Origin of the sequence: Micromonospora sp. NPDC049662 (genome assembly GCF_040675055.1) — a bacterium.
Lineage (GTDB): Bacteria > Actinomycetota > Actinomycetes > Mycobacteriales > Micromonosporaceae > Micromonospora.
Genome location: NZ_JBFAOC010000081.1, coordinates 1 through 25,063, shown reverse-complemented (window position 1 = coordinate 25,063; position 25,063 = coordinate 1). Strand labels below are relative to the sequence as shown.

Genomic DNA, 25,063 nt, shown 5'->3' with positions numbered 1-25,063 from the left:
GGTGCCGGGTTTGGAGATTGACGCGCGCTTTGTCACCCACCACAACTCCATGATCGACGGGGCGGGGCGGGGCGGGGCGGGGCGGGGCGGGGCGGGGCGGGGGCGGGGCGTGCGGGGGTGGCGGCCGTCGATCCCTTCGCTCGGGGGAGGCGTGGGTCACATCGCAGGCCGCGGTCGGCCGAGGCATGCTGGACGGGTCGCCGGCCTCATGGCTCGATCACCACCGTTCGATGGCAGTTCGGCCGCGGCGCCCGGGTGTCCGCGCCTGCTGGGGCGGATCGTGCCTGGTGGCGAGCCTGCTTGCGGTGATCGGCGCGGATGGGTCGTCGACTCCGATTTGACAACGTTGCCAGGAGCGGTCCATGGTGCCATCGGCGACTCGTGGGACCGGCGTGACGGGCGAATACTCTGCTTCGTCTATATTGCCGGATTGTTACATTTTCAACACCGCCTCGCCTTGCGGATGGCCTGCTCACCGCAATACGTTGCCGTCAACAACAAAACCAAGTGAAGGTTCAACCTTCCGGAGGCAACCGATGACGTTGGCGAGGTGGTACGAGCGATGAGCGACGTGCCGATCCTCCTTGAGATGCGTTCCATCACCAAGGAGTTCCCCGGAGTCAAGGCCCTCTCCGACGTCAACCTGGTGGTTCGCGCCGGCGAGATCCATGCCATCTGCGGCGAGAACGGTGCGGGCAAGTCCACGCTGATGAAGGTGCTCAGCGGGGTCTACCCGTACGGCAGCTACGACGGCCAGATCGTCTACCAGGGGTCGGAGAGCAAGTTCTCCGACATCCGGGCGAGCGAGGGCGCCGGCATCGTGATCATCCACCAGGAGTTGGCGCTCATCCCCGGGATGTCGATCGCCGAGAACATCTTCCTCGGTAACGAACCGCGCAAGCGGGGCGCGATCGACTGGAAGGCCGCCAACCGGATGGCGCTGGACCTGATGGCCCGGGTCGGTCTGGAGGAGAACCCGGACACCCTGGTCAAGGACATCGGCGTCGGCAAGCAGCAGCTCGTGGAGATCGCGAAGGCGTTCGCCAAGGACGTGAAGCTGCTCATCCTGGACGAGCCGACCGCCGCGCTGAACGAGGCCGACTCCCGGCACCTGTTGGACCTGCTGCGCGGCTTCCGCTCCCGCGGCATCACCTCGATCATGATCTCGCACAAGCTGAACGAGATCGAGGCGATCGCCGACCAGATCACCATCCTCCGGGACGGCAAGACCGTGGAGACCCTCGACGTCAAGGCGGACGGGGTCGACGAGGACCGGATCGTGCGGGGCATGGTCGGCCGCGAGCTGAGCAGCCGGTTCCCGGACCACACCCCGAAGATCGGCGACGTCTTCTTCGAGGTGCGCAACTGGAACGTCCGGCACCCGATCTCCGCCGAGCGCCAGGTCTGCAAGAACGAGAGCTTCGTGGTGCGCCGCGGCGAGATCGTCGGCTTCGCCGGCCTGATGGGCGCGGGCCGCACCGAACTCGCGATGAGCGTCTTCGGCCGCTCCTACGGGGTGTACGAGTCGGGCACGATCATCAAGGACGGCAAGGAGATCGTCCTGAAGTCGGTGGCGGACGCCATCGACCACGGCCTCGCGTACGTCAGCGAGGACCGTAAGGCGCTCGGCCTCAACCTGCTCGATGACATCAAGACGTCGACGGTGGCCGCCAAGCTGTCCAAGATCTCGCACCACGGCGTCCTGAGCGAGGTCGAGGAGTACCAGGCGGCCGAGGCGTACCGCAAGGAGTTGCGGACCAAGGCCCCGACGGTCGACGAGGGCGTCTCCAAGCTCTCGGGCGGCAACCAGCAGAAGGTCGTCCTGGCCAAGTGGATGTTCAGCGACCCGGACCTGCTGATCCTCGACGAGCCGACCCGCGGCATCGACGTGGGCGCGAAGTACGAGATCTACGGCATCATCCAGCGGCTCGCCGACCAGGGGAAGGGCGTTGTCGTCATCTCCTCGGAGCTGCCTGAGCTGATCGGGCTCTGCGACCGCATCTACACCGTCTTCGAAGGCGCCATCACGGGCGAGATCGCCCGGGCGGACGCGAACCCGGAAACCCTCATGAAGCAGATGACCTCGACGAAGAAGTTGGCCACCCGATGAGCCGTATCAGAGACCTTCAGAAGAACCTGTTTGGAGGCACGACCTCCAACGCCCGCCAGTTCGGGATGATCTTCACCCTGGTGGCGATCGTCCTGATCTTCCAGATCTGGACCAATGGGCTGACGCTGCGGTCGGACAACCTGATCGCGCTGTTCCAGCAGAACTCGTACATCCTGATCCTGGCCATCGGCATGCTCATGGTGATCGTCGCCGGGCACATCGACCTCTCGGTCGGCTCGGTCGCGGCATTCACCGGCATCCTGGTCGCCAAGTCGATGACCGAGTGGAATCTGCCCTGGCCCGCCGCCATCGTGTTCGGCCTCGCCATCGGCGCGGTGATCGGCGCCTGGCAGGGCTTCTGGGTGGCCTACATCGGGGTGCCGGCGTTCATCGTCACCCTGGCGGGAATGCTGCTCTTCCGCGGTGGCAACCAGTTCATCGGCAACGCCCAGAGCATCCCGGTGCCGGAGGGCTTCCGGGAGATCGGCTCGGGCTTCCTGCCCGAGTTCGGCCCGAACACCGGCTACAACAACGCGACGCTGCTGCTCGGTCTGGCCGCCGCTGTGGCGGTGGTGTGGCGCGAGATCCGGGCCCGCAACACCCGACGGGCGATGGACGCCGACCCGGCGCCCCTGTGGATCTCGATCCTGCGGATGGCCGTCATGGTCGGAGTGATCGCCTTCGCGGCGCTGCGCTTCGCCAGTGGTCGCGTCGGCACCAGCTTCCCGATCTCGGGCATCATCCTCGTGGCGCTGGTCATCGCGTACTCCTTCTACACCCGCAACACGGCCGGCGGCCGGCACATCTACGCGGTGGGCGGCAACTCCCGGGCGGCCGAGCTGTCCGGCGTGAAGCTCAAGCGGGTCAACTTCTTCGTCATGATGAACATGTCCGTCCTGGCCGCGCTGGCCGGCATGATCTTCGTGGCCCGTTCGCAGGCCTCCGGGCCGCAGGACGGTAACGGCTGGGAGCTGGACGCCATCGCCGCTGTCTTCATCGGTGGCGCGGCCGTCGCCGGCGGTATCGGCACCATCAGCGGCTCCATCGTCGGTGGTCTGGTGATGGCCGTGCTCAACAACGGCCTCCAGCTCGAGGGCGTGGGCACCGACAAGGTCCAGATCATCAAGGGCCTGGTCCTGCTGCTGGCCGTCGCGATCGACGTCTACAACAAGAGCCAGGGGCGCTTCTCCATCATCGGGAGCCTGATGCGGCCGTTCCGCCGCGAGGACTCCGCACCACCCGCCTCACCGCCGGACGCGGAGCGCGAGCCCGCCAAGGCAGCGGTGTCCGGCTGACGGCCACCGACCTCTCCACCCGTCTCACATCCAGAAAGGCAAGTCCTCACCATGCGTAAAATCTTCGGCTCGTCGGTGGTGGCCATCAGCGCCGCCGCCATGCTGGCCCTGGCCGGCTGCGGCTCCGGCCGCGACGGCGACTCCGGTAGCTCGGGTGGCGGCGACGCCAAGGGCTTCGCGGCGAACTCGCTGATCGGCGTGGCCCTGCCGGCCAAGACCTCGGAGAACTGGGTCCTCGCCGGTGACCTGTTCACCAACGGTCTCAAGGAGGCCGGTTTCCAGGCTGACGTGCAGTACGCCGGCGCGTCGACCACGGTCGCCGACCAGCAGGCCCAGATCACCGCCATGACCACCAAGGGCGCCAAGGTCATCGTCATCGGCGCGACCGACGCCGCGCAGCTGGCGACCCAGGTCGCCGCGGCGCACGCCGCCGGCGCCAAGGTGATCGCGTACGACCGGCTCATCACCAACACGCCGGACCTCGACTACTACGTCGCGTTCGACAACTTCAAGGTCGGCCAGCTCCAGGGCCAGGCCCTGCTGGACGGCATGAAGGCCAAGAAGCCGAACGGCCCGTACAACATCGAGCTGTTCTCCGGTTCGCCGGACGACAACAACGCCGGTGTCTTCTTCAACGGCGCGATGGACGTGCTCAAGCCGGAGATCGACAAGGGCAACGTCGTCGTCGCCTCGGGTCAGAAGGACGTCAAGCAGACCGCCATCCAGGGCTGGAAGGCCGAGGGTGCGCAGGCCCGCATGGACCAGCTGCTGACCTCGACCTACGGCAACAAGGAGCTGGACGGCGTCCTCTCCCCGAACGACACCCTGGCCCGCGCGATCCTGACCTCGGTCAAGGGCGCTGGCAAGCCGACCCCGATCGTCACCGGTCAGGACTCCGAGGTGGAGTCGGTCAAGTCGATCGTCAAGGGCGAGCAGTACATGACGATCAACAAGGACACCCGCAACCTGGTGAAGGAGACCATCAACATGGTCAAGGCTCTCCAGGCCGGTAACACCCCGCAGGTGAACGACACCAAGTCCTACAACAACGGCAGCAAGGTCGTCGACACGTTCCTGCTCCCGCCGGTCGCCGTCACCAAGGCGAACGTGGTCGAGGCGTACGCCAACGACCCGAAGCTCGCGCCGCTCACCAAGTAATCAGCACACGGTAAGCAGCAACGCCGATGGGTCCCGGATCTCCTCTTCCGGGGCCCATCGTCGTCCGCGCCCCATCGTTCACCCGGCACCGATCCGTGAAGGAGGTCTGACCGTGGCGACACCCGTGCGGTCCAGGCCAGCCGGCGCCGGTCGTACCGCCGACACCCCACTGCCCCCGGTCCCCGGCGCGAGCCAGGAGGAGATCCGACGGCAGAACCTCGGCGCCGTGCTGCGCTACGTGCACCTGCACGGGCCGACGTCGCGGGCCGAGCTGACCAGCCGTCTCGGCCTGAACCGCAGCACCATCGGCGCCCTCGCCGCCGACCTGACCGCCAGCGGTCTGGTCACCGAGGAGGCGCCGGCCACGACCCGCCGCGCCGGCCGCCCCTCCCTCGTGGTCAGCCCTCGCTCCGACCGGGTCTACGCGCACGCGCTCAGCATCGACGCGGACCGACTGCGGGCGGCGCGGATCGGCCTCGGCGGTCGCATCCTCGACCTGCGGGAGGCACCCCGTCCCGGTGGAATGTCGGCCGTCGACGCCGTCCGCCCCCTGGCCGACCTCGTGCGCGGGATGGAGCGCGGCGTCGCCTCCGACGCGCTGCTGGTCGGCGGCGCGGTCGCCGTCACCGACACCACCCGCGACGCCGACGGCGGCCTGCGCATCGTCGGCGTCGAGGAGGGCCTGAGCGCAGCCCTCGAGGCCGAGCTGACCGACTGCCCAGGATTCGTGGCCGGAGATCTGGCCGACATCGCGGGCCTGGCCGAGCACATCCGGGGTGTGGCCCCCGGTATCGACGACCTCATCTACCTGCACGGCGACCTCGGCATCAGCGCCGGCATCGTGGTCGGTGGCCGACTGATGATCGGCCACCGGGGCCACAGCGGCAAGGTCGGCCACATGGTGGTCAACCCGAACGGACTGCCGTGCGGCTGCGGCTCCCGTGGTTGCTGGGAAACCGAGATCTCCGAGGCCGCGCTGCTGCGGCACGCCGGCCTCGACCCCGACGACCGGACCGCTGTGGCCGACGTGCTGCGCGCGGCGGCGGACGGCGACGCGACCGCCCGCGCCGCCGTCGAGCGGGTCGCCGACTGGCTCGGGTTCGGCGTCGCCAACCTGGTCAACGTGGTCAACCCGGACGCCGTGGTGTTCGGTGGCTCGCTGCGCGACATCTTCATCGCCGGGGCGGACACGGTGCGGCGGCGGCTGGACGCCATGCCGCTGCCGGCCTCCCGTGAGCACCTGCGGTTGCGGGCTGCGGCTCTCGGCCGGGACGCCGTCCTGATCGGGGCCGCCGAGATGGCCTTCGACAAGCTGCTGGCCGATCCGCTCAACGTCGGCGTCGCCGGCCAGTCAAGTTCCGTCGACCCGATCTAGGCGATCTCCCGCACCACGCTGGTGCCGTTGCCCGGCCGGGACTCCCAGGCCCAGGACTCGTGCAGCTCCAGGCGGTCGTCGGCCCGGACCCGCACCTGCGAGACGCAGTGGCCGGTGGACGTCTGGCCCTCGGCATTGAGTTGGACGTAGCGAAAGTCCAACCGGTCGCCGTCGCGGGTGCCCACGAGACAGCCGCGTCGGATGGACCCACCGGCGTACTCGGCCCAGACCTCGCCCGCCCGCTCGTGGTAGGTGAAGACCGTCTCGGTGCCCACCTCACCGGCCACCACGTCCGTCACCGCGGCGAACCGCCGGCCGTCCAACGAGATCGTCATGCCGGGGACGCTAGTCGACCCACCAATCCCGTACGGTCTACCGTACCATGTACGGTAGACCTTCGGTGTCCGGCTGTGGGAAGGGGACGGGTGTGACGACGAGCGGCGCGGCGATAGTGGTGCGAGGGCTGCGGAAGCGGTACGGGGACCGGTTGGCCCTGGACGGGTTCGACCTTGAGGTGGCCAGCGGGACGGTGTGTGGCCTGCTCGGTCCCAACGGGGCCGGCAAGACCACGTCGGTACGGATCCTGTCCACGCTGCTGCGCCCGGACGAGGGGCACGCCGAGGTCGCCGGGTTCGACGTGACCCGCCAGCCCGACCAGGTGCGCTACCGGATCGGCCTGGTGGGGCAGCATCCCGCGCTGGACGAGGCGCTCAGTGGCCGGCAGAACCTCGTGCTCTTCGGCCTGCTGTTCCACCTGGGCCGTCGCCGGGCCCGGCAGCGGGCGGTCGAGCTGTTGGAGCGGTTCGGCCTGGCCGACGTCGGCGAGCAGCCGGTCAGCACGTACTCCGGGGGCATGCGTCGCCGGTTGGACCTGGCCGCCGGCATGGTCCTCGCCCCCGCCGTGCTGTTCCTCGACGAACCCACCACCGGGCTGGACCCGCGCGGCCGGAGCGAGGTGTGGGAGTCGATCCGCGGGCTGGTCCGCGCGGGCACCACCGTCCTGCTCACCACCCAGCACCTGGACGAGGCGGACCAGCTCGCCGACCGGATCTCGGTGGTCGAGGCCGGGCGCATCGTCGCCGAAGGCACCCCCGACGAGCTGAAGACGCAGCTCGGCGGCGACCGGATCGAGGTGGTCGTGGGGGAGCCCGCCGACCTCGCGATCGCCGTCGCGCAGATGCGTCGGGTGGTCGCCGACGAACCGACTGTCGACGTGGACCGGCGCGCGGTCAGCGCCGGCGTGGGGCACCGGGCCGGCGCGCTCGTCGAGGTGCTGCGGGCGCTCGACGCCGCGCAGGTCACGGTGGTCGACATCGCCCTGCGGCGACCCACCCTCGACGACGTCTTCCTGCACGTCACGGGTGGTCGGGCCACCGTGGAGGTGACCGCGTGAGCGCCACACACCCGCCCGCGACCGTGGACCTGACGCCCGGCCGGCCCGCTGCCCTGACAGACAGCGGTGCCCTGGTCTGGCGTGGCCTGGCCCGGTGGCGACGTGACCCCGGGCCGCTGGTCGCCTCGCTCGGTTTCAACATCCTGATCGTGCTGATCTTCGCCTACCTGTTCGGCGGGGCGATGCAGGTCCCCGACGGGGGCAGCTACCGGGAGTTCCTGATGCCCGGCATGTTCGTGATGACGATGGTGTTCGGCATCAGCCTCACCACGATCGCCGTCGCCGACGACCTGGAGCGTGGGGTCACCGACCGGCTCCGTTCGATGCCGGTCGCACCACTCGCCCCGCTCGTCGCCCGCGCGGTGACCGACCTGCTCTTCGCGCTGGTCACCCTCGCGGTGCTGCTGGCCACCGGCCTCGCCGTCGGCTGGCGGGCACACGGCGGCGTCGGCGCCGCGCTGGGCGCGGCGGGACTGATCCTGCTGCTGCGCTTCGCCCTGGTCTGGGTCGGCATCTTCCTCGGCCTGGTCGCCCGGGGACAGACGGCCGTGGTCGCGGTGCAGACCCTGGAGTTTCCGCTCGGCTTCCTCTCCAACGCGTTCGTCGCGCCGTCCACCATGCCGGCCTGGCTCGGCGCGGTGGCCGCCTGGAACCCGCTGTCGGCGACCGTCGGCGCCGCCCGGGAGCTGTTCGGCAACCCGGGCTGGGGTGGCGACTCGTGGGCCGCGCGGCACTACCTCTGGTTGGCGGTGGCCTGGCCGATCGCGCTGGTTGCCGTGTTCCTGCCGCTCTCGGTCGCCCGCTACCGGCGGCTGGGCCGCTGAGGCCGGCAGGGACGGGTGATCGCCGGGGCCCCCGTGGCTCCGGCGATCACCCGCCCGGTTACGCGATCCGGCGGACCCGACGCACCGCGAGGTAGAGCAGGAGCGCGGCGAGGGCCACGAAGATGCCCGTCTCGATGCTCTGGAACAGCCAGAACCGGTCGGCCGGCTGGTACATCTCCCAGTTGTACGCGCCCGGCCCGAGACCCAGGTCGGCACCGCAGACTCGGCCGTCCGGGCCCTTGCCGCCCGGCGGGCACTGGATGCGGGTGTTCTCCGCGACCATCGTCCCGTCGGCGTCGCGGATTCCCACGGCGAGAACCCAGTTGCCCCGGTCGCCCTCCGGAATCCCACCCCCCTCGATCGGGAAGGTCTGGGTTTTGGCGGGCTGGTAGTGCGGTCGGGCCAGGATCTCCACGGCCGCCCGCACGCCGATGAACCCGGCGAGGGTGATGCCCATGGCGGGCAGCATCCGCTTCCACACGGTGCCGGCGAAGATACCCAGCGCCACGGCGAAGAGTGTGTAGCCGATCGGGACGGTGCCCTGGAGGTCGAAGACGATCATGCCGAGCCGGCCCTCGTACGCGGCGTCGGTGAGCGGGTCGACCCACCAGGACATACCCAGCCCGTAGGCCGTCGCGAGGGCCAGGACGCCCGCGCCCACCAGCCCGAACTTCACCAGGGCCCAGTGGGTCCGGCCGACACCCTGGGTCCAGACGAACCGGTGGGTGCCCTGCTCCACCTCGCGGGCGACCAGCGGCGCGCCCCAGAACAGGCCGACCAGCACCGGCAGGGTGATCAGCAGGACGGCCACCAGGTTCAGGCTGCCGTACTGGTTACTGAAGCGGTGGAACCCCGCGTCGCAGGCCTCCCGGGTCGCCGCCGCCACGTTCGGGTCGTCGAGCTGACGCACGCATGTGGCCAGGTCGAGGTCGGCGAAGGTGCTCCGCATCGAGAGGCTGATCGGCACCAGCACCGCGGCGAGCACCAGGAACCCCAGGAGGGTGTAGAACGCCTGCTTGCGGTGTTGCCGCCAGGTCAGCCAGATCATGCCGCCACCCCCCACTCGCTGTGACTGGTCTGCGTGACGCCGTCGGCGAGGTAGGCCAGGACGACGTCCTCCAGGCTGACGTCGCGGACCGTCCAGGCCGGGTCGGTGACGGGACCGTCGGTGCGTACCAGCAGCGTGGACTGCCGGTCGGTGTGGCTGGCCCGGACCACGTGCGCCACGCCCCCGATCGGACCGCCGTCGTGCCGCGGGCCGACGAGCTGCCGGTGCCCGGCAACCAGGTCGTCGACCGAGCCGGTGAGCTGCACCTTGGCCGCGTTGAGCACGATCAGGTAGTCGCAGACGCGCTCCAGGTCGGCCAGCAGGTGCGAGGAGAGCAGAACGGTGGTGCCGGAATCCGCCACGCTGCCCATCAGCGACTGGAGGAACTCCCGACGGGCCAGCGGATCGAGGCTGGCCACCGGCTCGTCGAGCAGCAGCAGCCGGGGGTTGTTTGGCCAGTGCGAGAGCAAGCGCCACCTGCGCCCGTTGCCCGCCGGACAGTTTGCCGACCGGCTTGTCGGGCGGTATCCCGAGCTGCGCCAACCGGGTCCGGGCCAGTGCCGCGTCCCATCGCCGGTTCAGCTTGCCGCCGGCGACGACCAACTCGGCGGCGGTGAAGTCCCGGTACAGCGGCGTGTCCTGGGCGACGAACCCGATGTCGGCCAGCCCTTCCGTGTCGCCGTACGGCGACCTGCCGAACACCCGTACCACGCCCTCGTCGGGCTTGAGTAGCCCGACCGCCAGGTGCAGCAACGTGCTCTTGCCCGCGCCGTTGGGCCCGACCAGCGCGGCGATCCGGCCGGCCGGAAGGTGCAGCGAACAGTCCCGTAGCGCCCACGTTCTGCCGTACCGCTTGCCCAGCCGGTCGGCCTCCAAGACCATCTCCATCCTCTGTCCTCTCGTACCGCTCACGCGGGTTCCTTCTGTGGGGCGTCGTCGGTGAGGGTGGCGCGCAGCGTGGTCTCCACCAGGGCGACGACGTCCTCGGCCGTGAGGCCGGCGGCCCGCGCCCGCTGCAACCACGCCACGAGGTCGTCACGCAGCTCGGCCTGGTTGGGCAGGGACGCGCCGGCCAGGGTGCGCTGGACGAACGTGCCCACCCCGGGTCGGCCGCCGACCAGACCCTCGATCTCCAACTCCCGGTACGCCTTCAGCACCGTGTTCGGGTTGATCGCCAGTGACTGGGCGACGTCCCGAACCTTCGGCAGCTGATCGCCGGGTGCGAGCAGACCGACGCGCAGCGCCTGCTTCACCTGCTGCACGAGCTGCATGTAGGTGTTCACCTTCGACCGGCTGTCGAGCACGAACTCGATCACTCGTGATGATCCTTCCTGTTGTCCTACGACAGTAGGACTATGAGACAGCTTGGTCGGGTCGGCGACGCCTGTCAAGCGCGAAGGGACCGTGGCACCCGTGGGCCACCGACTGGCACCGACGGGTCAGCCGCCCGGGAACGGAACAGGCACGCGATCCGTACTCGATGGGGAGGTGCTCGATGGTCACCAACGACCTCCGGGCGACGACGGCGACGCCGCTACAGATCGCCCGCGCCCGGGGCCGGGTACGGGGACGGCTGATCCTGCTTGGCCCGGCGTTCGTCGCCGCCGTGGCGTACGTCGACCCGGGCAACTTCGCCACCAACTCGGCGGCCGGCGCCCGCTACGGGTACCTGCTGGTCTGGGTCGTGGTGGTGGCCAACCTGATGGCCATGCTGGTGCAGACACTCACCGCCAAGCTGGGCCTGGCCACCGGCCGCAGCCTGCCCGAGCTGTGCCGTGAGCGCCTGCCCCGCCCGCTCAACCGGATGATGTGGGTGCAGGCCGAGCTGGTGGCGATGGCCACCGACCTGGCCGAGGTCATCGGGGGAGCGGTCGCCCTCTACCTCCTCTTCGGCATCCCGTTGCTACCCGGCGGGCTGATCATCGGCGCGGCCGCGTTCGTCGTGCTCGCCCTGCGCTCGCGCGGGTTCCGCGCCTTCGAGATCGCCGTCGCCGTGCTGCTCGGCGTCATCGTCCTGGCGTTCGCGGCCAACCTGCTCGCCGCCGGCTCCGACCCGGGCTCGGCCATGGCCGGCCTCGTGCCCCGCCTCCAGGGCACCGACAGCGTCCTGCTGGCCGCCGGCATCCTCGGGGCGACGGTCATGCCGCACGTCATCTACGTGCACTCCGCGCTGACCCGCGACCGCATCCCCGCGACCGACGACGCCGAACGCCGTACCCTCTTCCGGGGCCAACGCACCGACGTGCTGCTCGCCCTGACGGCGGCCGGCGCGGTCAACCTCGCCATGCTGCTGATCGCGGCGGCCAGCTTCCGGGGCGGCGGCCCGGTGGGCGCCGACAGCCTGGAGGGGGTGCACGCCGGCCTGGGCGAGAGCATCGGCACGGCCGCCGCCTTCGGGTTCGCCGTCGCCCTGCTGGTCTCCGGGCTCGCCTCCACGAGCGTCGGCACCTACGCGGGTGAGGTGATCATGCAGGGCTTCCTGCGCCGCCGGGTTCCGCTGCTGCTGCGCCGCCTGGTCACCCTGGCACCCGCCGTGGTAGTGCTCGCCATCGGCCTCGACCCCACCCGCGCCCTCGTGCTGTCGCAGGTCATCCTCAGCTTCGGCATCCCGTTCGCGCTGATCCCGGTGGTCGCCTTCACCCGTCGCCGGGACCTCATGGGCAACCTCGTCAACCACCCACTGACCACGGTCGCCGCATCCGGAGTCGCCGTCCTGGTCGTCGCGCTCAACGCCTTCCTGCTGTGGCAGGTCGTCGCCGGCTGAGCCAGCCGGTGTCAGTGCCGGGAAGGCGGACGGGGCTACTCGTCCTCGTCTACCAAGCGGGGGCGTCGGTGTTCGGCGATGTACTTCTCCACATCAGCCTTGAGCCAGATCGAACCAACCGACAGTCGGGCGTACGGAGCCGGGAAGTGTGGCGACTGCTGGATCTGGCGGAACCGTGAGCGGCCCACCCCGAGCATCGCCAGGACCTCGCCCGCCGCGACGAGTTCGCCCGGTCCATCTGCCATGCGAACGAAGGTAGACCGGCCGTGACGGGTCAACATGAATGCGCTCAGATAGGCGCGCCAGGATTGACAGGGGGGTAGCGTCCGGGATGGGATCTGTCTACGCCCGTCGCCGCGCAAGGCGGAGCCCGGCGGCGACGGGTGTCCCGTCCGAAACCACCCCTGGAGGCTGGAGTGGAACAGGAACAAGAGGTAGAGCGGCTACGCGAGTGGGTGAGCCAGCTCGAGGCGTCACTCCTGGATGTCCGGCGAGAACTCTTCGACGCCCGTGGCCGGCTGACCGCCATCGCGCGAGTGACCGAAGACCTCGAGCGGGTCCAACGAGCACCTGGCGTCATCTTCGGAACCGTCAACGCGATCATTCACAGCCAGTCGTCGACCCTACGCTGGTCTGACCGATGGTCGCCGGTCCGCTACCAGGGGGTTCAGCAGTGAGCGGCCAGCGGCACGCCCCGGTCCGGCCGTTCTGGTTCTGCGCGTCCTGTGTGCTCCCCTGGCCGTGCGAGCACGCGAAAGTCGAACTCGTGGCCGACTACTCGGACGAGCCGAAGCTGCTCGGGGTGGACATGGCCGACTGCCTGACTGAGGCGAGCCGGGATCTGACCGACCTGTACCGGACCGCACCCGACCCGGTGGAGCACTACGGCCGGTTCTTGGGCTGGGTCAAGCAGGCCTTGACCGTCCACCGACACCGCGGCTCCGGTCGTGTGCTGTGCCGCCCCACCTGTGGGGCAGCTCGACAGGCACCGCCGACAACAGTCACCTCCACTGGTCCTAAGCGACGGGCCCCCGCCGGTAGGGCGGGGGCACCGCCGTGTCCGGCATGGGCGTTCAGGTGCGGCGGCCCTCGTCCCGCGCCGGGATCTCCTGACGCTGTTCGAGGGCGTCCGCCGGGTTGGCGTCGGCCGGCAGGGACGTCACCTCCTCCAGGGCGCCGGCAGGTAGCGCGCCCTGCTCGGCCAGGTCGGCCTCGGACGCCTCCGGGTCCACGTCGCCGGAGACCCGGTCCGGCGGCCCCACGTCGAACGCGTCCTGCCGCTGCTCGGCGGCGTCCGCCTCCGGAGGAGGGAACTGGTCGCCCTGTTCGTCCCGGTACGTGCTCATCAAAGCCTCCTACCCGGCGGAAGTCGCCATGACGCCGGGCCGCTGCCTACCCGCCGCCGTCGCGCTCACGCCTGGCGCACCACCCGCGCGGCCACGGCCTCGACCGTCTCGGGATGCCTCGCCAGCAGCCCCGCCACCGCACCCTGCTCGGCGGGAGCGTCGTCGGCCGGCGGCCACCCGCCGTCGTACCCGAGCAGACCGGAGATCGCGTCGACCACCTCGGGATGCGCGGCGAGGAGGACACCGACCCGCCGCTGCGGCGCGGCCACGGCGCGTTGGTCGTCCACCCGCCCGACAGGTGGGGCCGCGACCCACGGCGGCACCCAGGAATCCAGCTCCGGCAGCGCCTCCGGGAAGGTCCGTCCGGCCTCCCGGATCAGGAGCGGAACCAGTTCCGGGCCCTGCTCCCGCAGTGTCGTGATCAGGGTCGGCAACCAGGGCAGCAGCACCGGATCGGGCAGCCGGGCGAAGGCCGTGGAGATCGTCTCGACGACGAACGGCGCGAGACCGGGCACCGGTTCCAGCGCGTGCACGAATCCGGCCAGGTACTGCGGGAAGGCCGGCACCACCAGCGGGTTGGCCAGCAGCTCGGCACACCGGGCCCGCAGATCGGCCACCGACAGCAGGCCGAGCTGGTGTCGGCCCGCCCAGAGCAGCGCCACCTTCGCCGGCGCGGTCGGGTGCGACTGCGCGACGGCCAGTTCCAGCTGGGAGCGGTCGCAGCCCAACGACAGTGCCAGACCCTCCATCGAGAACAGGAAGCCGAGCATCGCGCCGACCTGCCGCACGTTGGTCTCGTCGCTGGTGATCGCGGTGGGCAGCAGGGTGCAGTAGTGCGCGTACCCGGTCGTCACGAACGCCTGGCACCAGGCCGGCAGGGTCGGCGCGGTGGCCCGGTGATGCGCCAGCAACCGTCGGATACGGCGCAACACGTCGGGAGCGTCGTCGACGGTGCGCGCGGTGGCGAGCAGCTCCACCGCCCGCGCCCCCAGCTCGTCGAACAGACGTGGGCTGTCGAGCAGCCGGATCGCGTCCTCGACCGCTGCCAGAGCGCTGGCGGCGGTGGCGTCCGGGCCGCGCACCGCCCGACGCAGTCGTTGCTCCAGGACCTGCTCGACGGTCACACCGTCGTAGCCGAGCTCGATCAACGCCCGCTGATGGTGACCGAGCGCCAGGTCCCAGCTCTCCTGGACCGAGCGCTGACCGAGCCGCCGCTCACCCATGATCGGGCGGACCGCGGCCGGTGGCAGCAGATGCCGCAGGATCCACAGCAGGTCCGAGCAGCGGCCCAGCGCCGGCTCGGCGTTCAGGTCCAGCAGCGCCCGCTGGACGGTCCGCTTCTCCAGGGCCAGGCCGAGCGGTTCCAGCCGATCGAACACGTCGCGGGCCAGCGGCGGCAGAGCGTCGTAGCCGACCTGACCGATCCGGTCGCCGCCCAGCAGGATCTCGCAGAGCCGTCGGACGTCCCGCCGGCCGGGCACCACGTCCTTCTCGATGCAGGTGACCGCGGCGTCGGCGAAGTCGTACGGCGTGGGCCGGGCCCGGTTGCGCAGACCGGCCAGCAGGACCGACGTCTCGAAGACCGCGATCGCGTCGGCGGTGCTCGCCAGATATCCGTTGCGGCGAGCCAACCGGACGATGTCGACACACCAGCCGCGCAGCTCCGCCTCGTCCAGACCGTCCGGGCGCGGTGGCGCGGCGAGGAAGCCGGTGAGTCGGTCATCGACCGGCCCGGCGGGGGAGGGGACCGTCGTGACCCGACCGCGTCGCCCCCGGACGGCCGTCGTGCGTTGGCCGCCGAGCTGGTACGGCGACAGTCCGTGGCGGCGTACCTCCTTGGCCCAGGTCGCCGCGGCGATGGAGACCGAGCCGGACGCCAGCCCGAACTGTGCCTCGATCGCCGAGTGGCTGGACGGGATCAGCCCGTACCGCCAGCGGGTGTCGGTGCGCGGGGTGATCTCGAAATCGTCCGCGCCGGAGCCCAGCCCGAACTGCTCGACCCGGCTGGCGGCGTGGAACGCGCCGCAGACGTAGAGGCAGTGCGCCGGATCGACGCCGGAGGTGGCCAGGTGCTGACGCATCCGCGTCCACATGTACCGCTCGCGATCCTCGTCGCGATCGAGCCGATCCGCGTCGGCCGGGCGCAGCCGCCGGAACAGGCTGCCGATCAGCACCATCACCTGCCGGTACGTGTCGTGGTCGGCGTCGGCCAGCGGGCGTTCCACGTACTGGTCCCACCATTCCGACCAGTGCCGCACCTTGCCGTGGTGCAGCAGGTACGCCTCCAGCTCCGCGAACCGTGGTCGCAAGTCGCCGATCTCCACCCCGACGGCGTCGCCGTGCAGTCCCGATTCCGCACCGGTGGCGGTCGGCCCGTTCGCGCTGCTCGCGCCGGTCGGCTGGTCGCGCGGCGACCACTGGAAGACGTGGTCGGAGGAGCGGTCCACCAGCACCAGCTCCACGCCGGGGGTCTCCAGCGCGTACGCGATGGCCTGGTATTCCGCCGACGCCTCGGTGATCGGCGCGACGACGCTGAGCGGCCCCCAGTCGGCCGGAAAGCCGGACAGCTCCGACGCGAACGCCTGCACCGCCACCGGCAGGCGGCAGTTGCGCAACTCGCCGAGCAGCGGCTGGAGATCCTCGCACAGCTCCAGGTAGATCACCCGGGGCTGTTTGGCGCGCAGCCGGCGCACCATGGCCAGCGCGGAGGCCGGCGAGTGGTGGCAGACAGGGAAGATCTCCAGCGGCTCGCCGAGCGCCCGGTCGACATCGTCGACCATCCCGGCGAGGATCGCGCCGAGCGCGTCGGAGGAGCCCGCGAACGCGGTCGCCGCGTCGGTGAGCTGCTCGCGGAGCGCGCCGAACGTGCCGGCGACTGTCGACGCGGTCACGAGAGGGACGCGATCGCCTGACGGCCGCCGTCCAGGAAGCCCGCCCAGCCGTCGTCGTCCTTGCGGGCCCGTGGCTCGACCACGCCGTGCAGGTACTTGTTGAGGATTGCCAGGTCTTCCGGGCTGCGCCGGGCCAGCGATCCGACCAACGACCCGGCGAGCGTCGCCGCGCGCAGCGTACGGTCGCCGAAGAACTGGCTGTGCAGGATCGCGTCCTCCAGCACGCCGATCTGCTCGGCGGTCGACAGTGCCGACTCCAGCTTCTCCTCGTCGCTCGTCGCCGCCGCGGCGCCGGCGCGCAGGTCGGCGAAGCTCTGCAACAGGATGTCCAGCAGGGTGGGCGGCACGTCCAGCTCGATGCGGTGCCGGCGCAGCAACTCCTCGGTGCGGAACCGCACGATCTCGGCCTCGCTGCGCTTGTTGGTGACCACCGGGATCCGGACGAAGTTGAACCGCCGCTTGAGCGCCGAGGAGAGGTCGTTGACGCCCCGGTCGCGGCTGTTCGCCGTTGCGATGATCGAGAAACCGGGTTGGGCGAAGACGATGTTGTCCTGGTCCAGCTCGGGGATCGCGACGTACTTCTCGGACAGGATCGAGATCAGCGCGTCCTGTACGTCGCTGGTGGAGCGGGTCAACTCCTCGAAGCGACCGACCACGCCACGCTCCATCGCCGTCATGATCGGCGACGGGATCATCGACTCCCGGGACTGGCCCTTGGCGATCACCATGGACACGTTCCACGAGTACTTGATGTGGTCCTCCGTCGTGCCGGCGGTGCCCTGCACGACCAGGGTCGAGTTGCGGCAGATGGCCGCGGCCAGCAACTCGGCCAGCCAGCTCTTGCCGGTGCCGGGGTCACCGATCAGCAGCAGGCCTCGGTCCGAGGCGAGGGTGACGATGGCGCGTTCGACGAAACTGCGGTCGCCGAACCACTTCTGCGGGATCTCCCGGGACAGGCCGTCAGCCCGCTCCGACCCGAGGATGAACAGCCGGACCATGCGCGGGCTCAGGCGCCACGAGAACGGCTTCGGACCGGTGTCGACCGACTCGAGGAAATCCAGCTCGTCGGCGTACGTGACCTCGGCGGGGGCGCGCAACATCTCGGACATGAGGGACTGCTCTCCTAGGTGAGGAAGTTCTTCAGCTCGCTGACGAGCTTGCGGATGTGGCCGGAGATGACCGGGGTGCCCTGGTCCTTCAGGCGTTGCCGGAACCAGGGGTTGACGCTCTGTTGGCCCGAGCTGCTGACCGAGCCCACCGGGATGACCTTGGCGCCGGAGCGGTGGACGGCCTGCAGGCCGTCGAAGACCGCCTGGTGGTTGACCTCGTAGAAGTCGGAGATCCACACCAGCACCGTGTTCTTCGGCTCGGCGATCTTCGGCCGCGCCAGCGTCAGCGCCGCCGTGCCGTCGGTGCCGCCACCGAGCTGCGTACGCAGCAACACCTCGAACGGGTCGTGCACCCACGGGGTGAGGTCCAGTGCCCGGGTGTCGTACGCGATCAGGTGCACGTCCACCTTCGGCAGGCCGGCGAAGATCGAGGCGAGGATCGTGCAGTTGACCATCGCGTCGACCATCGAGCCGGACTGGTCGACCACCACGATGAGCCGGGACGGAGTGGTGCGCCGTGCGGTGTGCCGGTAGTAGAGCCGGTCGACGTAGAGCCGCTCGTCGTCCGGACTCCAGTTGGTCAGGTTCTGCCAGATGGTCCGGTCGAGATCCAGGTTGCGGAACACCCGCTTGGGCGGCACCGACCTGTCGAGCGCGCCGACACTCGTCTGTTGCACCTGCGTCCGGAGCACCTCGGCGACCTCGTCGACGAAGCGCCGGATCAACGCCTTGGCGTTCGCCAGCGCCAGTCCGGACAGGTTGGCCTTGTCCCGTAGCAACTGCTCGATCAGCGACATGCTCGGGGTCAGCTGGCTGGCCAGCGCGGGGTCGGCAAGTACCTCCCGCAGGTGCATCCGTCGGACCAGGTCACCCTCCAGCCCGGCGAGGGTGCCGCCCAGCCCGCCGCTCTGACGGCGCAGCTCGCCGGGCTCGCAGCCGAGTGCCTGCTCGAACCAGCCGGCATCGGACTGCCACCGCGCCAGCTGGGTCGCGCTGACCGGGCCGGAGCCGGTGGCGAACACGTTCAGCAGCACCTTCGACACGAGCGCGGCGCGGCGTACCTCGGCGGCACCGGGCAGATAGGCCGAATCCGCGCGCGGCCCGTCGTCGTGCGGCGCAGCGTCGTGCGGTTCAGCGTCGTCCGGTTCAGCGTCGTGCGGTTCAGCGTCGTCCGGTTCAGCGTCGTCCGGTTCGGCGTCGTCCCGCCCGCTGTCCGACCCAACGGCCCGAGGCCCGATGGCGTCCGGTCCGATGGCGTCGGGTCCGATGGCGTCGGGCCCGGCGTCGGTGGGGGTGAGCAGGCCGCGCAGCTCGGCCGCGAGCGTCGGGAAGCGCTGGACGATGGTGTCCACCGAGACGGCCGGATCCAGCAGGGCGGCGGGCAGCCCGAGGTCGTCGACCACGGCGACGCTCGCCGACTCCAGGCTGGGCTGCTCGTCGCGGTCGAAGAGGCGGGACAAGAGCCGCCAGTAGAGAACCTGACGGCGGTTGGCGTCGGCGAACCCGCCGGTGGGGATCGGCGTGGTCATCGGCGCAGCAACCGTCCCGCGCGTTCGCGCAGCACGGCCACGGCGTCGCCCGCCCGCGCCTCCTCCTTGGCGATCTTCGGATCGGTGACGCCGCACGCCCAGTCGCCGTTGTGCGCCGGCACCGTTCGCCGCTTCACCGTGCCCAGCACCGCCAACGGCTGGAGCTGCCACCGGTCGTCGTCCCAGCGCAGGAGCCCCAGGCTGGCGGACGCGGTGGCGACCAGGTCGACGGTCAGCGGACCGGCGGCCGGCAACCTGTCGACGGCCAGCGGTATCCGTTCGCCGTCCACCTCGACGGCGAGGGCGCCGGCCTCGTCCCGGATCACGGGCCCTTCCACGAGGACGGGCTCGGCGATGCCCGCCGGGTGTCGATCCAGGGGGTCGGTCGCGGCCGTGGTCGCCGCGGGTAACAGGACCCGGGCAGTGGCGAACGGGTCGGCGGGCTCGTCGAGCCGGACCCGGTCGTCGACCCAGCCCAGGTCGCCGCCGCGCAGCGGCAGGTCGGTCATGGTCAACGCCCGCTTGTCGGCCAGCGCGGTGAGCAGCGCCGGATGGTGCGACAACAGCCGCCAGATCGCCGGACCGACGATGGTGTCGACCTTCGCCGCGGTGACCGCCGTGCGGACCAGCCGCGCCGGGCCGCCGTCCGCCGGCTCCAGGATGGCGTGCAGTTGGATCTGCACCGCGGTGTCGTGACTGTGCACGTCCACACCGAGCGGCAACAGCCGCCCGGAGACCGAGGGCGTCGCCTCGGGCGGTGGCGTGCCCTCGGCGAGCAGGACCCCGCGAGCCCAGAGATCGGCCCACCGGCGTGCCGGCACCCGCGCCATGGTGGCGACCGGAACGCAGGCCCGCAGCTCGGCGGCGAGCCCGTCGAGCAGCACCGCGACGCGTCGTAGCTCCGGCACGAGGAGGCTGGTCTCGACCACCCCGGCGGCCACGGAGAGCAGCTCGTGGTCGACGCCCCGCCAGCCGGTGAGCGCCACCTCGTGCCACCACGCCCGCGCGCCGGCGAGCGCGGCCGGCGCCTCGGGAGGCACGCTGGTCGGTGTCGTCCACGACGACCGCGTGCGGCCGAGTGTCTCGTCGAGCTGCCTGAGCAGGGCGTCGTGTGCCGCGCCGAGCAGCGCCGAGCGCGCTCCGGCGAGCGCGGCGAGGTGCTGCGGGGCGACCGACCCGGCGACGACCGCGTCCACCGCGACGGCCACCGGGCCACCCAGTGGCGTGCCGGTGAGCGCGTCGGCGAACGCGGCCAGTGCGGAGGCGCCCCGCTCGCCGACCCGGCCGAAACCGTCGATGAGGGCGTCGTCGAAGCCGGCCACCACATCGAGCGCGTCGGTCAACCCGGCCGGGGCCGTACGCAGGGGCGCGACCTGGGCGCCGCGCATCAGCGGGCGGCCCGGGTCGCCGGGAACCAGTGCAGCTCGGGCAGCGGGGCCGTGCTGACGGGAACCTCAAGGTAGGCGAGGTGGCGCAGGAAGCGACTGAACACCACCGCCGCCGACGCCGGCTCGGGCTGACCGTCCAGCCGGGCCAGCAGCTCCGCTCCGCTGGCCACCCCGTCGCCGACGTCGACCCGCAGGTAGCGGGCGACGCGGTCGACGCCGTACTGGAGGAGCGCCTCGTCCGCGAGCGCGTGCAAGTGCTTGCACGGGGTGGCGCGCAAGCCCCCGCACGGCCGGTTGTTGTTGGTGCTGCACTGGTAGGCGTGGGTGCCGGCCGCGACCGACGAGACGTAGACCCGCTCGACGTCCGACCCGCTGGAGACCACGCCCTGCAGACGTCCGTCGGCCAGCTCGACGAAGGGCACCTTCGCCAGTTTGCGGGAGCGGGCGGGCGGCAGTACCGCCACCACGCTGCGCCGCCGCCAGTCGGCTTCGTCGGCGTTCGTCACGTCACGGCCTCCCACGTTGAGAAGAATGCAGGGTGGTGCGCGCGCGGCCGGCGTCGGCGGCGCTGCGACGACACGATCATGGACCACGGGTACGACAGAGCCGGGTGCGGTGCGGGCACGGCGGCGCGGCCCGGAGCGCGGATGCCGTCGGGTCCGCGCGCTTGGTCGCCGTCGCCGTCCCCGATCGGCCAGGATGGGCGGGACGGCCGGGCCACCGGCCGCGACGAGGAGGCGGACGATGCGGGTACGCGGCTGGCTGACCCGGGGGCGGCGCGTCCGCACGACGGCGGTGGCGACTCTCGTCGCGGGCGCGGCGTCGCTGGCCGTGGCCCTACCGGCGGCTCCGGCGGCGGCCGGTGCCGCAAAAGCGGGCGACCCGGTGTGCGAGATCCGCGACGAGCGGCTCAACGAGCTGTCCGGGATGGTCACCACCGACGACGGGTACGTCGTGGTCAACGACGGCGCCGACGACGAGGCCCGCCGACGGATCTTCTTCCTCGACAAGAATTGCGCGGTGGCGCGGACCGTCAGCTACCCCACCCGGCCCCGGGACACCGAGGACCTGGCCGTCGGCCGGGACGGCACCCTCTGGGTGGCCGACATCGGTGACAACGACCGCAACCGCGAGACGATCGCGCTGTGGCGGCTCGCGCCGGGCGCGGACCGGCCGGTGCTCCACCGGATGACGTATCCGGACAATCCGCACGACGCGGAGGCGCTGCTGATCGACGCGTCCGGCCGTCCGCTGATCATCACCAAGGGTGGCAGCGGCACCGTCGTCCTGTACGCCCCGACCACCGCGCTGAAGCCGGGCGCCACCACGCCGCTGGCCTCCGTGGGCAAGGTGGTCCTGCCGTCGACAACTACCAGCAATCCGTACTCGTTTCTCGGCCGGAGCGTCGTGACCGGCGCGGCGAGCGCGCCGGACGGCCGCCGGGTGGTGCTACGCAGCTACGCCGACGCGTTCGAGTACGACGTGGCCGGCGACGACCTGGTCGGCGCGCTGACCGGCGGTACCCCGCGGATCACGCCGCTGCCGGACGAGCCGCAGGGCGAGTCGATCACCTACAGCCGGGACGGCCGGTCGCTGCTCACCGTCTCCGAGTCCGCCGACCAGCCGGCCGGCAGCCGCCCGACGATCCTGCGGTACCCCGCGACGGTGGCCCCCGCCGCTCATCCCGCGGAGTCGACCACGGCGGCCCCGCCGTCGCCCGCCGCGGCCAGCCCGGCGGCGCAGGCGGCCGGTATCGGCGGCGGCCAGGTGTGGTCGCTGGCGGCCGGCGCCGGGACGCTGCTGGCCCTCCTCGCCGTGGCCGGACTGCTGTGGCGGCGGCACACCGACCGACGTTGAGGGGCAGACCGGCGCGGTACGGGAGGATGGGTGGATGTCCGTGCTGTCCGCGCTACGCCACCCGATCGTCGCCGCCCCGATGGCCGGCGGCCCGTCCACGCCGGATCTCGTGTCGGCGGTCTCCGCCGCCGGTGGACTCGGGTTCCTGGCCGCCGGCATGATCGACACCGGCCGGCTGGTCGCCGACATCGCCGCGGTGCGCGCCCGTACCGACCGGCCGTTCGGGGTCAACGTCTTCCTCCCCGGTGACGGTCGGGTCGACGAGGCCGCCGTCTCGGCGTACGCGCGGCGGCTCGCGCCGCAGGCCGAGCAGTTCGGGGTGACGCTCGGCGATCCGGTGGGCGGGGACGACGCGTACCCCGAAAAGCTGGCCGCGCTCCTCGCGGACCCGGTGCCGGTGGTGTCCTTCGCGTTCGGACTGCCCGACCGCGCCGCCGTGACGGCGTTGCGGGAGCGCGGCACCGAGGTGTGGGCGACGGTCACCCGACCGGACGCCGCCACCGCCGCCGCCGACCTGGGCGTCGACGCCGTCATCGTGCAGGGCACCGAGGCCGGCGGGCACCGCGGCGGTCTGCCGGACGACGACGACTACGCGCTGCTGCCGCTGCTCCGGCTGGTCGCCGGAGGTGACCGTCCGCTGGTGGCGGCGGGCGGCATCGCCGACGGCCCCGCGCTGGCGGCGGCGCTGGCCGCCGGGGCGGTCGCGGCGCAGGTCGGTACGGCGTTCCTGCGCTGCCCGGAGGCGGGCAGCTCGCCGTTGCACCGCGCGGCGGTGGCCAGCGTCGCCCCGACCGCGCTGACCCGGGCTTACACCGGCAAGCGGGCCCGTGGCGTGGTCAACGACTTCCTGCGGACGCACGACGCGCAGGCGCCGGTCGGCTACCCGCAGGTGCTGCACCTGACCCGTCCGCTGCTCGCCGCCGCCCGACGCGACGGCGACGCCTCGGTGGCGAACCTGTGGGCCGGGCAGGCGCACCCTCTCGCCCGGGACGTGCCGGCGGCCGAGTTGGTCGTCGAGCTGAGCACCGCCGCCCGGGTGGCGCTGACGGAGGCCGTCGAGCGGGCGGGCCGCTGGGGCTGAGCCGGCCTCCGACCCCGGAGTCTCCTGGCCACCCGTTAGAGTCTCGCCGTGATCGAGATCGGCGCGCACGTCGACCTGTCCCACCCGTCCGACCGGGTCTGGCTCGCACTGACGGATCGGGAGTTGCTCGGCCGCTGGTTCGCCGAGGCGGACATGGTGGAGGGAGTACCGGACCGGCTGCGGCTGCACACGGCCGACCTGCCCGGCTTCGACGCCGACGTCGAGGTCGAGGTGACCGAGCGGCAGGTGCCGGAGCTGCTCGCGTTGCGCTGCGACGAGGCCGGCCGGCTCACCGAGCTGACCTGCACCGTCACCGCCACCCGAGAGGGCAGTCGGCTGGCCGTGCGGGAGGTGCCGACCCACGGCGCCTGGTCGGACGAGCAGCGCGACGCCCGCGACCAGCAACTGCGTCAGGCGCTCACCGTGCGTCTGCCGGCCATTCTGGACTGGCTCGCGTTCCAGCAGGTCGACCTGCGCCGAGGCGAGGCCGGGATGACCACCGAACTGCCGGTGATCGCGGCGGCGACCGGTCCGGCTCGGCGTCGGCGGCGGACGGTCGTCGTCGGGCTCGTCGGGGTGCTGCTGGCGGCCGGGGCAATAACGTGGCTGACGCTGCCGGACGAGTCGAACCCGGTGACCGCGCCCACCTCGTCGCCGACCCCGACGCCACCGCAGCCGAGCGTCGTGGCGGCGACGCCGACCACACAACCCAGGGCCACGGCCTCCGCACGCCCGTCGCGCACCGCGACGCCGACCAGCGCCCGTCCGACGCGTACCGCGTCGGCGAAGCCGTCGCCCACTTCCACTCCCACCGGGCCGCCGCCCCCGCCCCCGCTGGTCGCGCGGTACGACACCGCCTCCAGTCGGCTGTTCGGCTACACCGGGGAGGTGGTGGTGGACAATCCGGGGCCCGCGCCCGTCGAGCAGTGGGTCGTGGTGGTGACCCTGGCCGAGGGCAGCAGCGTGGACGACGTCGACGGGGCGGACTCGTCCCGGGACGGGCAGGCGCTCACCCTCACCGGCGCGGCCCTGCCGGCCGGCGGGTCGCGGACGATCCGCTTCGACGTCCGCGACAGCCGACCCAAGGCCCGGGAGCCGGAGGGGTGCACCGTGGGCGGCAACCCGTGCGCGGGGTTCTGACTAGGCTCCGGACGCATGGCACTGCTGCACCGGGCGACACTGCGCCCCACGAAGCTCGAACTGCTGACGACCTGGCTGCCCGACCGACCCTGGTACCGGGGACCGGCCGGCGTCGAGGTGGTGAGTAGGGGGGCGTACCGCTTCGACGACCCGGCCGGCGAGGTCGGCGTGGAGACGATCCTGGTCTCCGCCGCCGACGGGCCGGTCCACCAGGTTCCACTGACCTACCGCGCCGCGCCGCTCGACGACGCCGACGAGTGGCTGGTCGGTACCACCGATCATTCGGCGCTCGGCCGCCGCTGGGTGTACGACGCCTGCGCCGACCCGGTGTACGCGTCGGCGCTGACCCACGCCGTCCTGAGCGGCGCCGGCCAGGCGGAGCAGTACTTCGAGGTCGACGGTCGGCGCGAGGTGCGAGCGCCGGCGATGACGATCGACGTCGACGGCGGCGGCGACGTGCCGGAGGTCGGCGCGGTTCGGCGGGTCGTCGACGGGGACGACACCGTCATCGTCACCGACACGGTGGAGCTGGTCGTCGTCCGCCGGCCGGTCGCCGGGGCGGGCGAGGTTCGGGGCGTCACCCTGCGCGGTTCCTGGGACGGCCAGCCGACGACCGTGCCGCTGGCGTACGTCCGCACGCGTTAGACGGCGGTGGGCGGGCCGCGCGCCCCGGGAGGCCCGCCCCCGAGCACCGTGAGCCGGGGCGGGGGCGCGGCGGACGGCGGGGCGGGGGCGCCGGGGGGGGGGGTGGGGCG

The 25,063-nt window shown here is 71.7% G+C and carries 21 protein-coding genes and 3 pseudogenes; 12 read left to right on the top strand and 12 right to left on the bottom strand.

Annotated features, from left to right (window positions below; translation table 11 throughout):
* Nucleotides 1-562: 562 nt before the first annotated feature.
* The 4 genes from mmsA (at nucleotide 563) to AB0J36_RS32375 (ending at nucleotide 5,938) form a co-directional block, all read left to right on the top strand.
* Nucleotides 563-2,110, top strand: a complete 1,548-nt coding sequence (gene mmsA, locus AB0J36_RS32390) for a multiple monosaccharide ABC transporter ATP-binding protein (protein ID WP_357120323.1) — start codon at nucleotides 563-565, stop codon at nucleotides 2,108-2,110.
* A complete protein-coding gene (mmsB, locus tag AB0J36_RS32385; protein WP_357120319.1) occupies nucleotides 2,107-3,405 on the top strand; it encodes a multiple monosaccharide ABC transporter permease in 1,299 nt (432 codons plus the stop codon). The genes mmsA and mmsB overlap by 4 nt, the downstream gene beginning before the upstream one ends.
* 51 nt (nucleotides 3,406-3,456) lie before the next feature.
* Nucleotides 3,457-4,563, top strand: a complete 1,107-nt coding sequence (locus AB0J36_RS32380; RefSeq protein WP_357120316.1) for a sugar-binding protein — start codon at nucleotides 3,457-3,459, stop codon at nucleotides 4,561-4,563.
* A 169-nt stretch (nucleotides 4,564-4,732) separates the two neighbouring features.
* Nucleotides 4,733-5,938, top strand: coding sequence for an ROK family transcriptional regulator (locus tag AB0J36_RS32375; RefSeq protein WP_363661517.1), 1,206 nt, complete (start codon nucleotides 4,733-4,735; stop codon nucleotides 5,936-5,938).
* Here the strand turns inward: AB0J36_RS32375 and AB0J36_RS32370 are convergent.
* Nucleotides 5,935-6,273, bottom strand: a complete 339-nt coding sequence (locus AB0J36_RS32370) for a hypothetical protein (RefSeq protein ID WP_357120313.1) — start codon at nucleotides 6,271-6,273, stop codon at nucleotides 5,935-5,937. The two genes, AB0J36_RS32375 and AB0J36_RS32370, sit on opposite strands and share 4 nt — an antisense overlap.
* A 92-nt stretch (nucleotides 6,274-6,365) precedes the next feature.
* Here AB0J36_RS32370 and AB0J36_RS32365 point away from each other — a divergent pair, with 92 nt between their 5' ends.
* Nucleotides 6,366-7,331: an ATP-binding cassette domain-containing protein gene (locus AB0J36_RS32365; protein ID WP_357120310.1), complete on the top strand. Its 966-nt coding sequence runs from the start codon at nucleotides 6,366-6,368 to the stop codon at nucleotides 7,329-7,331.
* Nucleotides 7,328-8,155 carry an ABC transporter permease gene (locus AB0J36_RS32360; RefSeq protein ID WP_357120307.1) on the top strand — a complete coding sequence of 276 codons (828 nt, stop codon included), beginning with the start codon at nucleotides 7,328-7,330 and terminating at the stop codon, nucleotides 8,153-8,155. The genes AB0J36_RS32365 and AB0J36_RS32360 overlap by 4 nt, the downstream gene beginning before the upstream one ends.
* 58 nt (nucleotides 8,156-8,213) lie before the next feature.
* On the opposite strand, the gene AB0J36_RS32355 is transcribed toward AB0J36_RS32360, so the two are convergent.
* The 3 genes and pseudogenes from AB0J36_RS32355 to AB0J36_RS32345 form a co-directional block, all read right to left on the bottom strand.
* Complete coding sequence (locus AB0J36_RS32355) at nucleotides 8,214-9,203, bottom strand: transporter (RefSeq protein WP_363661516.1); 990 nt, start codon at nucleotides 9,201-9,203, stop codon at nucleotides 8,214-8,216.
* Nucleotides 9,200-10,091: pseudogene (locus AB0J36_RS32350) on the bottom strand (ABC transporter ATP-binding protein). The gene AB0J36_RS32355 and the pseudogene AB0J36_RS32350 overlap by 4 nt, the downstream one beginning before the upstream one ends.
* A gap of 20 nt (nucleotides 10,092-10,111) precedes the next feature.
* Nucleotides 10,112-10,519, bottom strand: coding sequence for a GntR family transcriptional regulator (locus tag AB0J36_RS32345; protein ID WP_355050404.1), 408 nt, complete (start codon nucleotides 10,517-10,519; stop codon nucleotides 10,112-10,114).
* A 179-nt stretch (nucleotides 10,520-10,698) separates the two neighbouring features.
* Here AB0J36_RS32345 and AB0J36_RS32340 point away from each other — a divergent pair, with 179 nt between their 5' ends.
* Nucleotides 10,699-11,967, top strand: coding sequence for an Nramp family divalent metal transporter (locus AB0J36_RS32340; RefSeq protein WP_363661515.1), 1,269 nt, complete (start codon nucleotides 10,699-10,701; stop codon nucleotides 11,965-11,967).
* A 35-nt stretch (nucleotides 11,968-12,002) separates the two neighbouring features.
* Here the strand turns inward: AB0J36_RS32340 and AB0J36_RS32335 are convergent, their stop codons facing one another.
* Nucleotides 12,003-12,212, bottom strand: coding sequence for a hypothetical protein (locus tag AB0J36_RS32335; RefSeq protein ID WP_357171512.1), 210 nt, complete (start codon nucleotides 12,210-12,212; stop codon nucleotides 12,003-12,005).
* 210 nt (nucleotides 12,213-12,422) lie between these two features.
* Here AB0J36_RS32335 and AB0J36_RS32330 point away from each other — a divergent pair, with 210 nt between their 5' ends.
* The gene (locus tag AB0J36_RS32330) at nucleotides 12,423-12,644 is read left to right on the top strand and encodes a hypothetical protein (protein WP_363661514.1); all 222 of its coding nucleotides are present in this window, start codon (nucleotides 12,423-12,425) and stop codon (nucleotides 12,642-12,644) included.
* 396 nt (nucleotides 12,645-13,040) lie between these two features.
* On the opposite strand, the gene AB0J36_RS32325 is transcribed toward AB0J36_RS32330, so the two are convergent.
* From AB0J36_RS32325 to AB0J36_RS32295, 7 genes and pseudogenes are all read right to left on the bottom strand, one after another.
* Nucleotides 13,041-13,313, bottom strand: a complete 273-nt coding sequence (locus tag AB0J36_RS32325; protein ID WP_357120288.1) for a hypothetical protein — start codon at nucleotides 13,311-13,313, stop codon at nucleotides 13,041-13,043.
* Nucleotides 13,314-13,378: 65 nt separating this feature from the next.
* The gene (locus tag AB0J36_RS32320; RefSeq protein WP_363661513.1) at nucleotides 13,379-16,204 is read right to left on the bottom strand and encodes a DUF5682 family protein; all 2,826 of its coding nucleotides are present in this window, start codon (nucleotides 16,202-16,204) and stop codon (nucleotides 13,379-13,381) included.
* On the bottom strand, nucleotides 16,201-17,313 hold the full coding sequence (locus tag AB0J36_RS32315) for an AAA family ATPase (RefSeq protein ID WP_357171515.1): 1,113 nt from the start codon (nucleotides 17,311-17,313) through the stop codon (nucleotides 16,201-16,203). Before AB0J36_RS32315 ends, AB0J36_RS32320 begins: the two co-directional genes overlap by 4 nt.
* Nucleotides 17,314-17,327: 14 nt before the next feature.
* Nucleotides 17,328-18,389 (bottom strand): annotated as a pseudogene (locus AB0J36_RS32310) (VWA domain-containing protein); the annotation flags it as partial.
* A gap of 216 nt (nucleotides 18,390-18,605) precedes the next feature.
* A pseudogene (locus tag AB0J36_RS32305) lies at nucleotides 18,606-18,842 on the bottom strand (VWA containing CoxE family protein); the annotation flags it as partial.
* Nucleotides 18,839-20,230 carry a hypothetical protein gene (locus AB0J36_RS32300; RefSeq protein WP_363661512.1) on the bottom strand — a complete coding sequence of 464 codons (1,392 nt, stop codon included), beginning with the start codon at nucleotides 20,228-20,230 and terminating at the stop codon, nucleotides 18,839-18,841. The gene AB0J36_RS32300 and the pseudogene AB0J36_RS32305, both read right to left, overlap by 4 nt.
* Nucleotides 20,230-20,697, bottom strand: coding sequence for a hypothetical protein (locus tag AB0J36_RS32295; RefSeq protein WP_357120799.1), 468 nt, complete (start codon nucleotides 20,695-20,697; stop codon nucleotides 20,230-20,232). The genes AB0J36_RS32300 and AB0J36_RS32295 overlap by 1 nt, the downstream gene beginning before the upstream one ends.
* Before the next feature lie 277 nt (nucleotides 20,698-20,974).
* Between AB0J36_RS32295 and AB0J36_RS32290 the strand changes: the two genes are divergently transcribed.
* From AB0J36_RS32290 to AB0J36_RS32275, 4 genes are read left to right on the top strand one after another with little or no spacing between them, the layout of a single operon-like run.
* Nucleotides 20,975-22,087: a hypothetical protein gene (locus tag AB0J36_RS32290; protein ID WP_357120276.1), complete on the top strand. Its 1,113-nt coding sequence runs from the start codon at nucleotides 20,975-20,977 to the stop codon at nucleotides 22,085-22,087.
* Between the two features lie 34 nt (nucleotides 22,088-22,121).
* Entirely contained in the window at nucleotides 22,122-23,168 is a 1,047-nt protein-coding gene (locus AB0J36_RS32285; RefSeq protein WP_363661511.1) for a nitronate monooxygenase, read from the top strand.
* A 48-nt stretch (nucleotides 23,169-23,216) separates the two neighbouring features.
* Entirely contained in the window at nucleotides 23,217-24,308 is a 1,092-nt protein-coding gene (locus tag AB0J36_RS32280) for a cellulose binding domain-containing protein (RefSeq protein ID WP_357171519.1), read from the top strand.
* A gap of 15 nt (nucleotides 24,309-24,323) precedes the next feature.
* A complete protein-coding gene (locus AB0J36_RS32275) occupies nucleotides 24,324-24,953 on the top strand; it encodes a hypothetical protein (RefSeq protein WP_363661510.1) in 630 nt (209 codons plus the stop codon).
* Nucleotides 24,954-25,063: the final 110 nt, after the last annotated feature.

Coding starts and splice junctions, on each gene's coding strand:
- AB0J36_RS32275 (WP_363661510.1), top strand. CDS start 24,324: ATGGCACTGCTGCACCGGGCGACACTGCGCCCCACGAAGCTCGAACTG.
- AB0J36_RS32355 (WP_363661516.1), bottom strand. CDS start 9,203: ATGATCTGGCTGACCTGGCGGCAACACCGCAAGCAGGCGTTCTACACC.
- mmsA (WP_357120323.1), top strand. CDS start 563: ATGAGCGACGTGCCGATCCTCCTTGAGATGCGTTCCATCACCAAGGAG.
- AB0J36_RS32315 (WP_357171515.1), bottom strand. CDS start 17,313: ATGTCCGAGATGTTGCGCGCCCCCGCCGAGGTCACGTACGCCGACGAG.
- AB0J36_RS32285 (WP_363661511.1), top strand. CDS start 22,122: ATGTCCGTGCTGTCCGCGCTACGCCACCCGATCGTCGCCGCCCCGATG.
- AB0J36_RS32380 (WP_357120316.1), top strand. CDS start 3,457: ATGCGTAAAATCTTCGGCTCGTCGGTGGTGGCCATCAGCGCCGCCGCC.
- AB0J36_RS32340 (WP_363661515.1), top strand. CDS start 10,699: ATGGTCACCAACGACCTCCGGGCGACGACGGCGACGCCGCTACAGATC.
- AB0J36_RS32335 (WP_357171512.1), bottom strand. CDS start 12,212: ATGGCAGATGGACCGGGCGAACTCGTCGCGGCGGGCGAGGTCCTGGCG.
- AB0J36_RS32325 (WP_357120288.1), bottom strand. CDS start 13,313: ATGAGCACGTACCGGGACGAACAGGGCGACCAGTTCCCTCCTCCGGAG.
- AB0J36_RS32300 (WP_363661512.1), bottom strand. CDS start 20,230: ATGCGCGGCGCCCAGGTCGCGCCCCTGCGTACGGCCCCGGCCGGGTTG.
- AB0J36_RS32370 (WP_357120313.1), bottom strand. CDS start 6,273: ATGACGATCTCGTTGGACGGCCGGCGGTTCGCCGCGGTGACGGACGTG.
- mmsB (WP_357120319.1), top strand. CDS start 2,107: ATGAGCCGTATCAGAGACCTTCAGAAGAACCTGTTTGGAGGCACGACC.
- AB0J36_RS32290 (WP_357120276.1), top strand. CDS start 20,975: ATGCGGGTACGCGGCTGGCTGACCCGGGGGCGGCGCGTCCGCACGACG.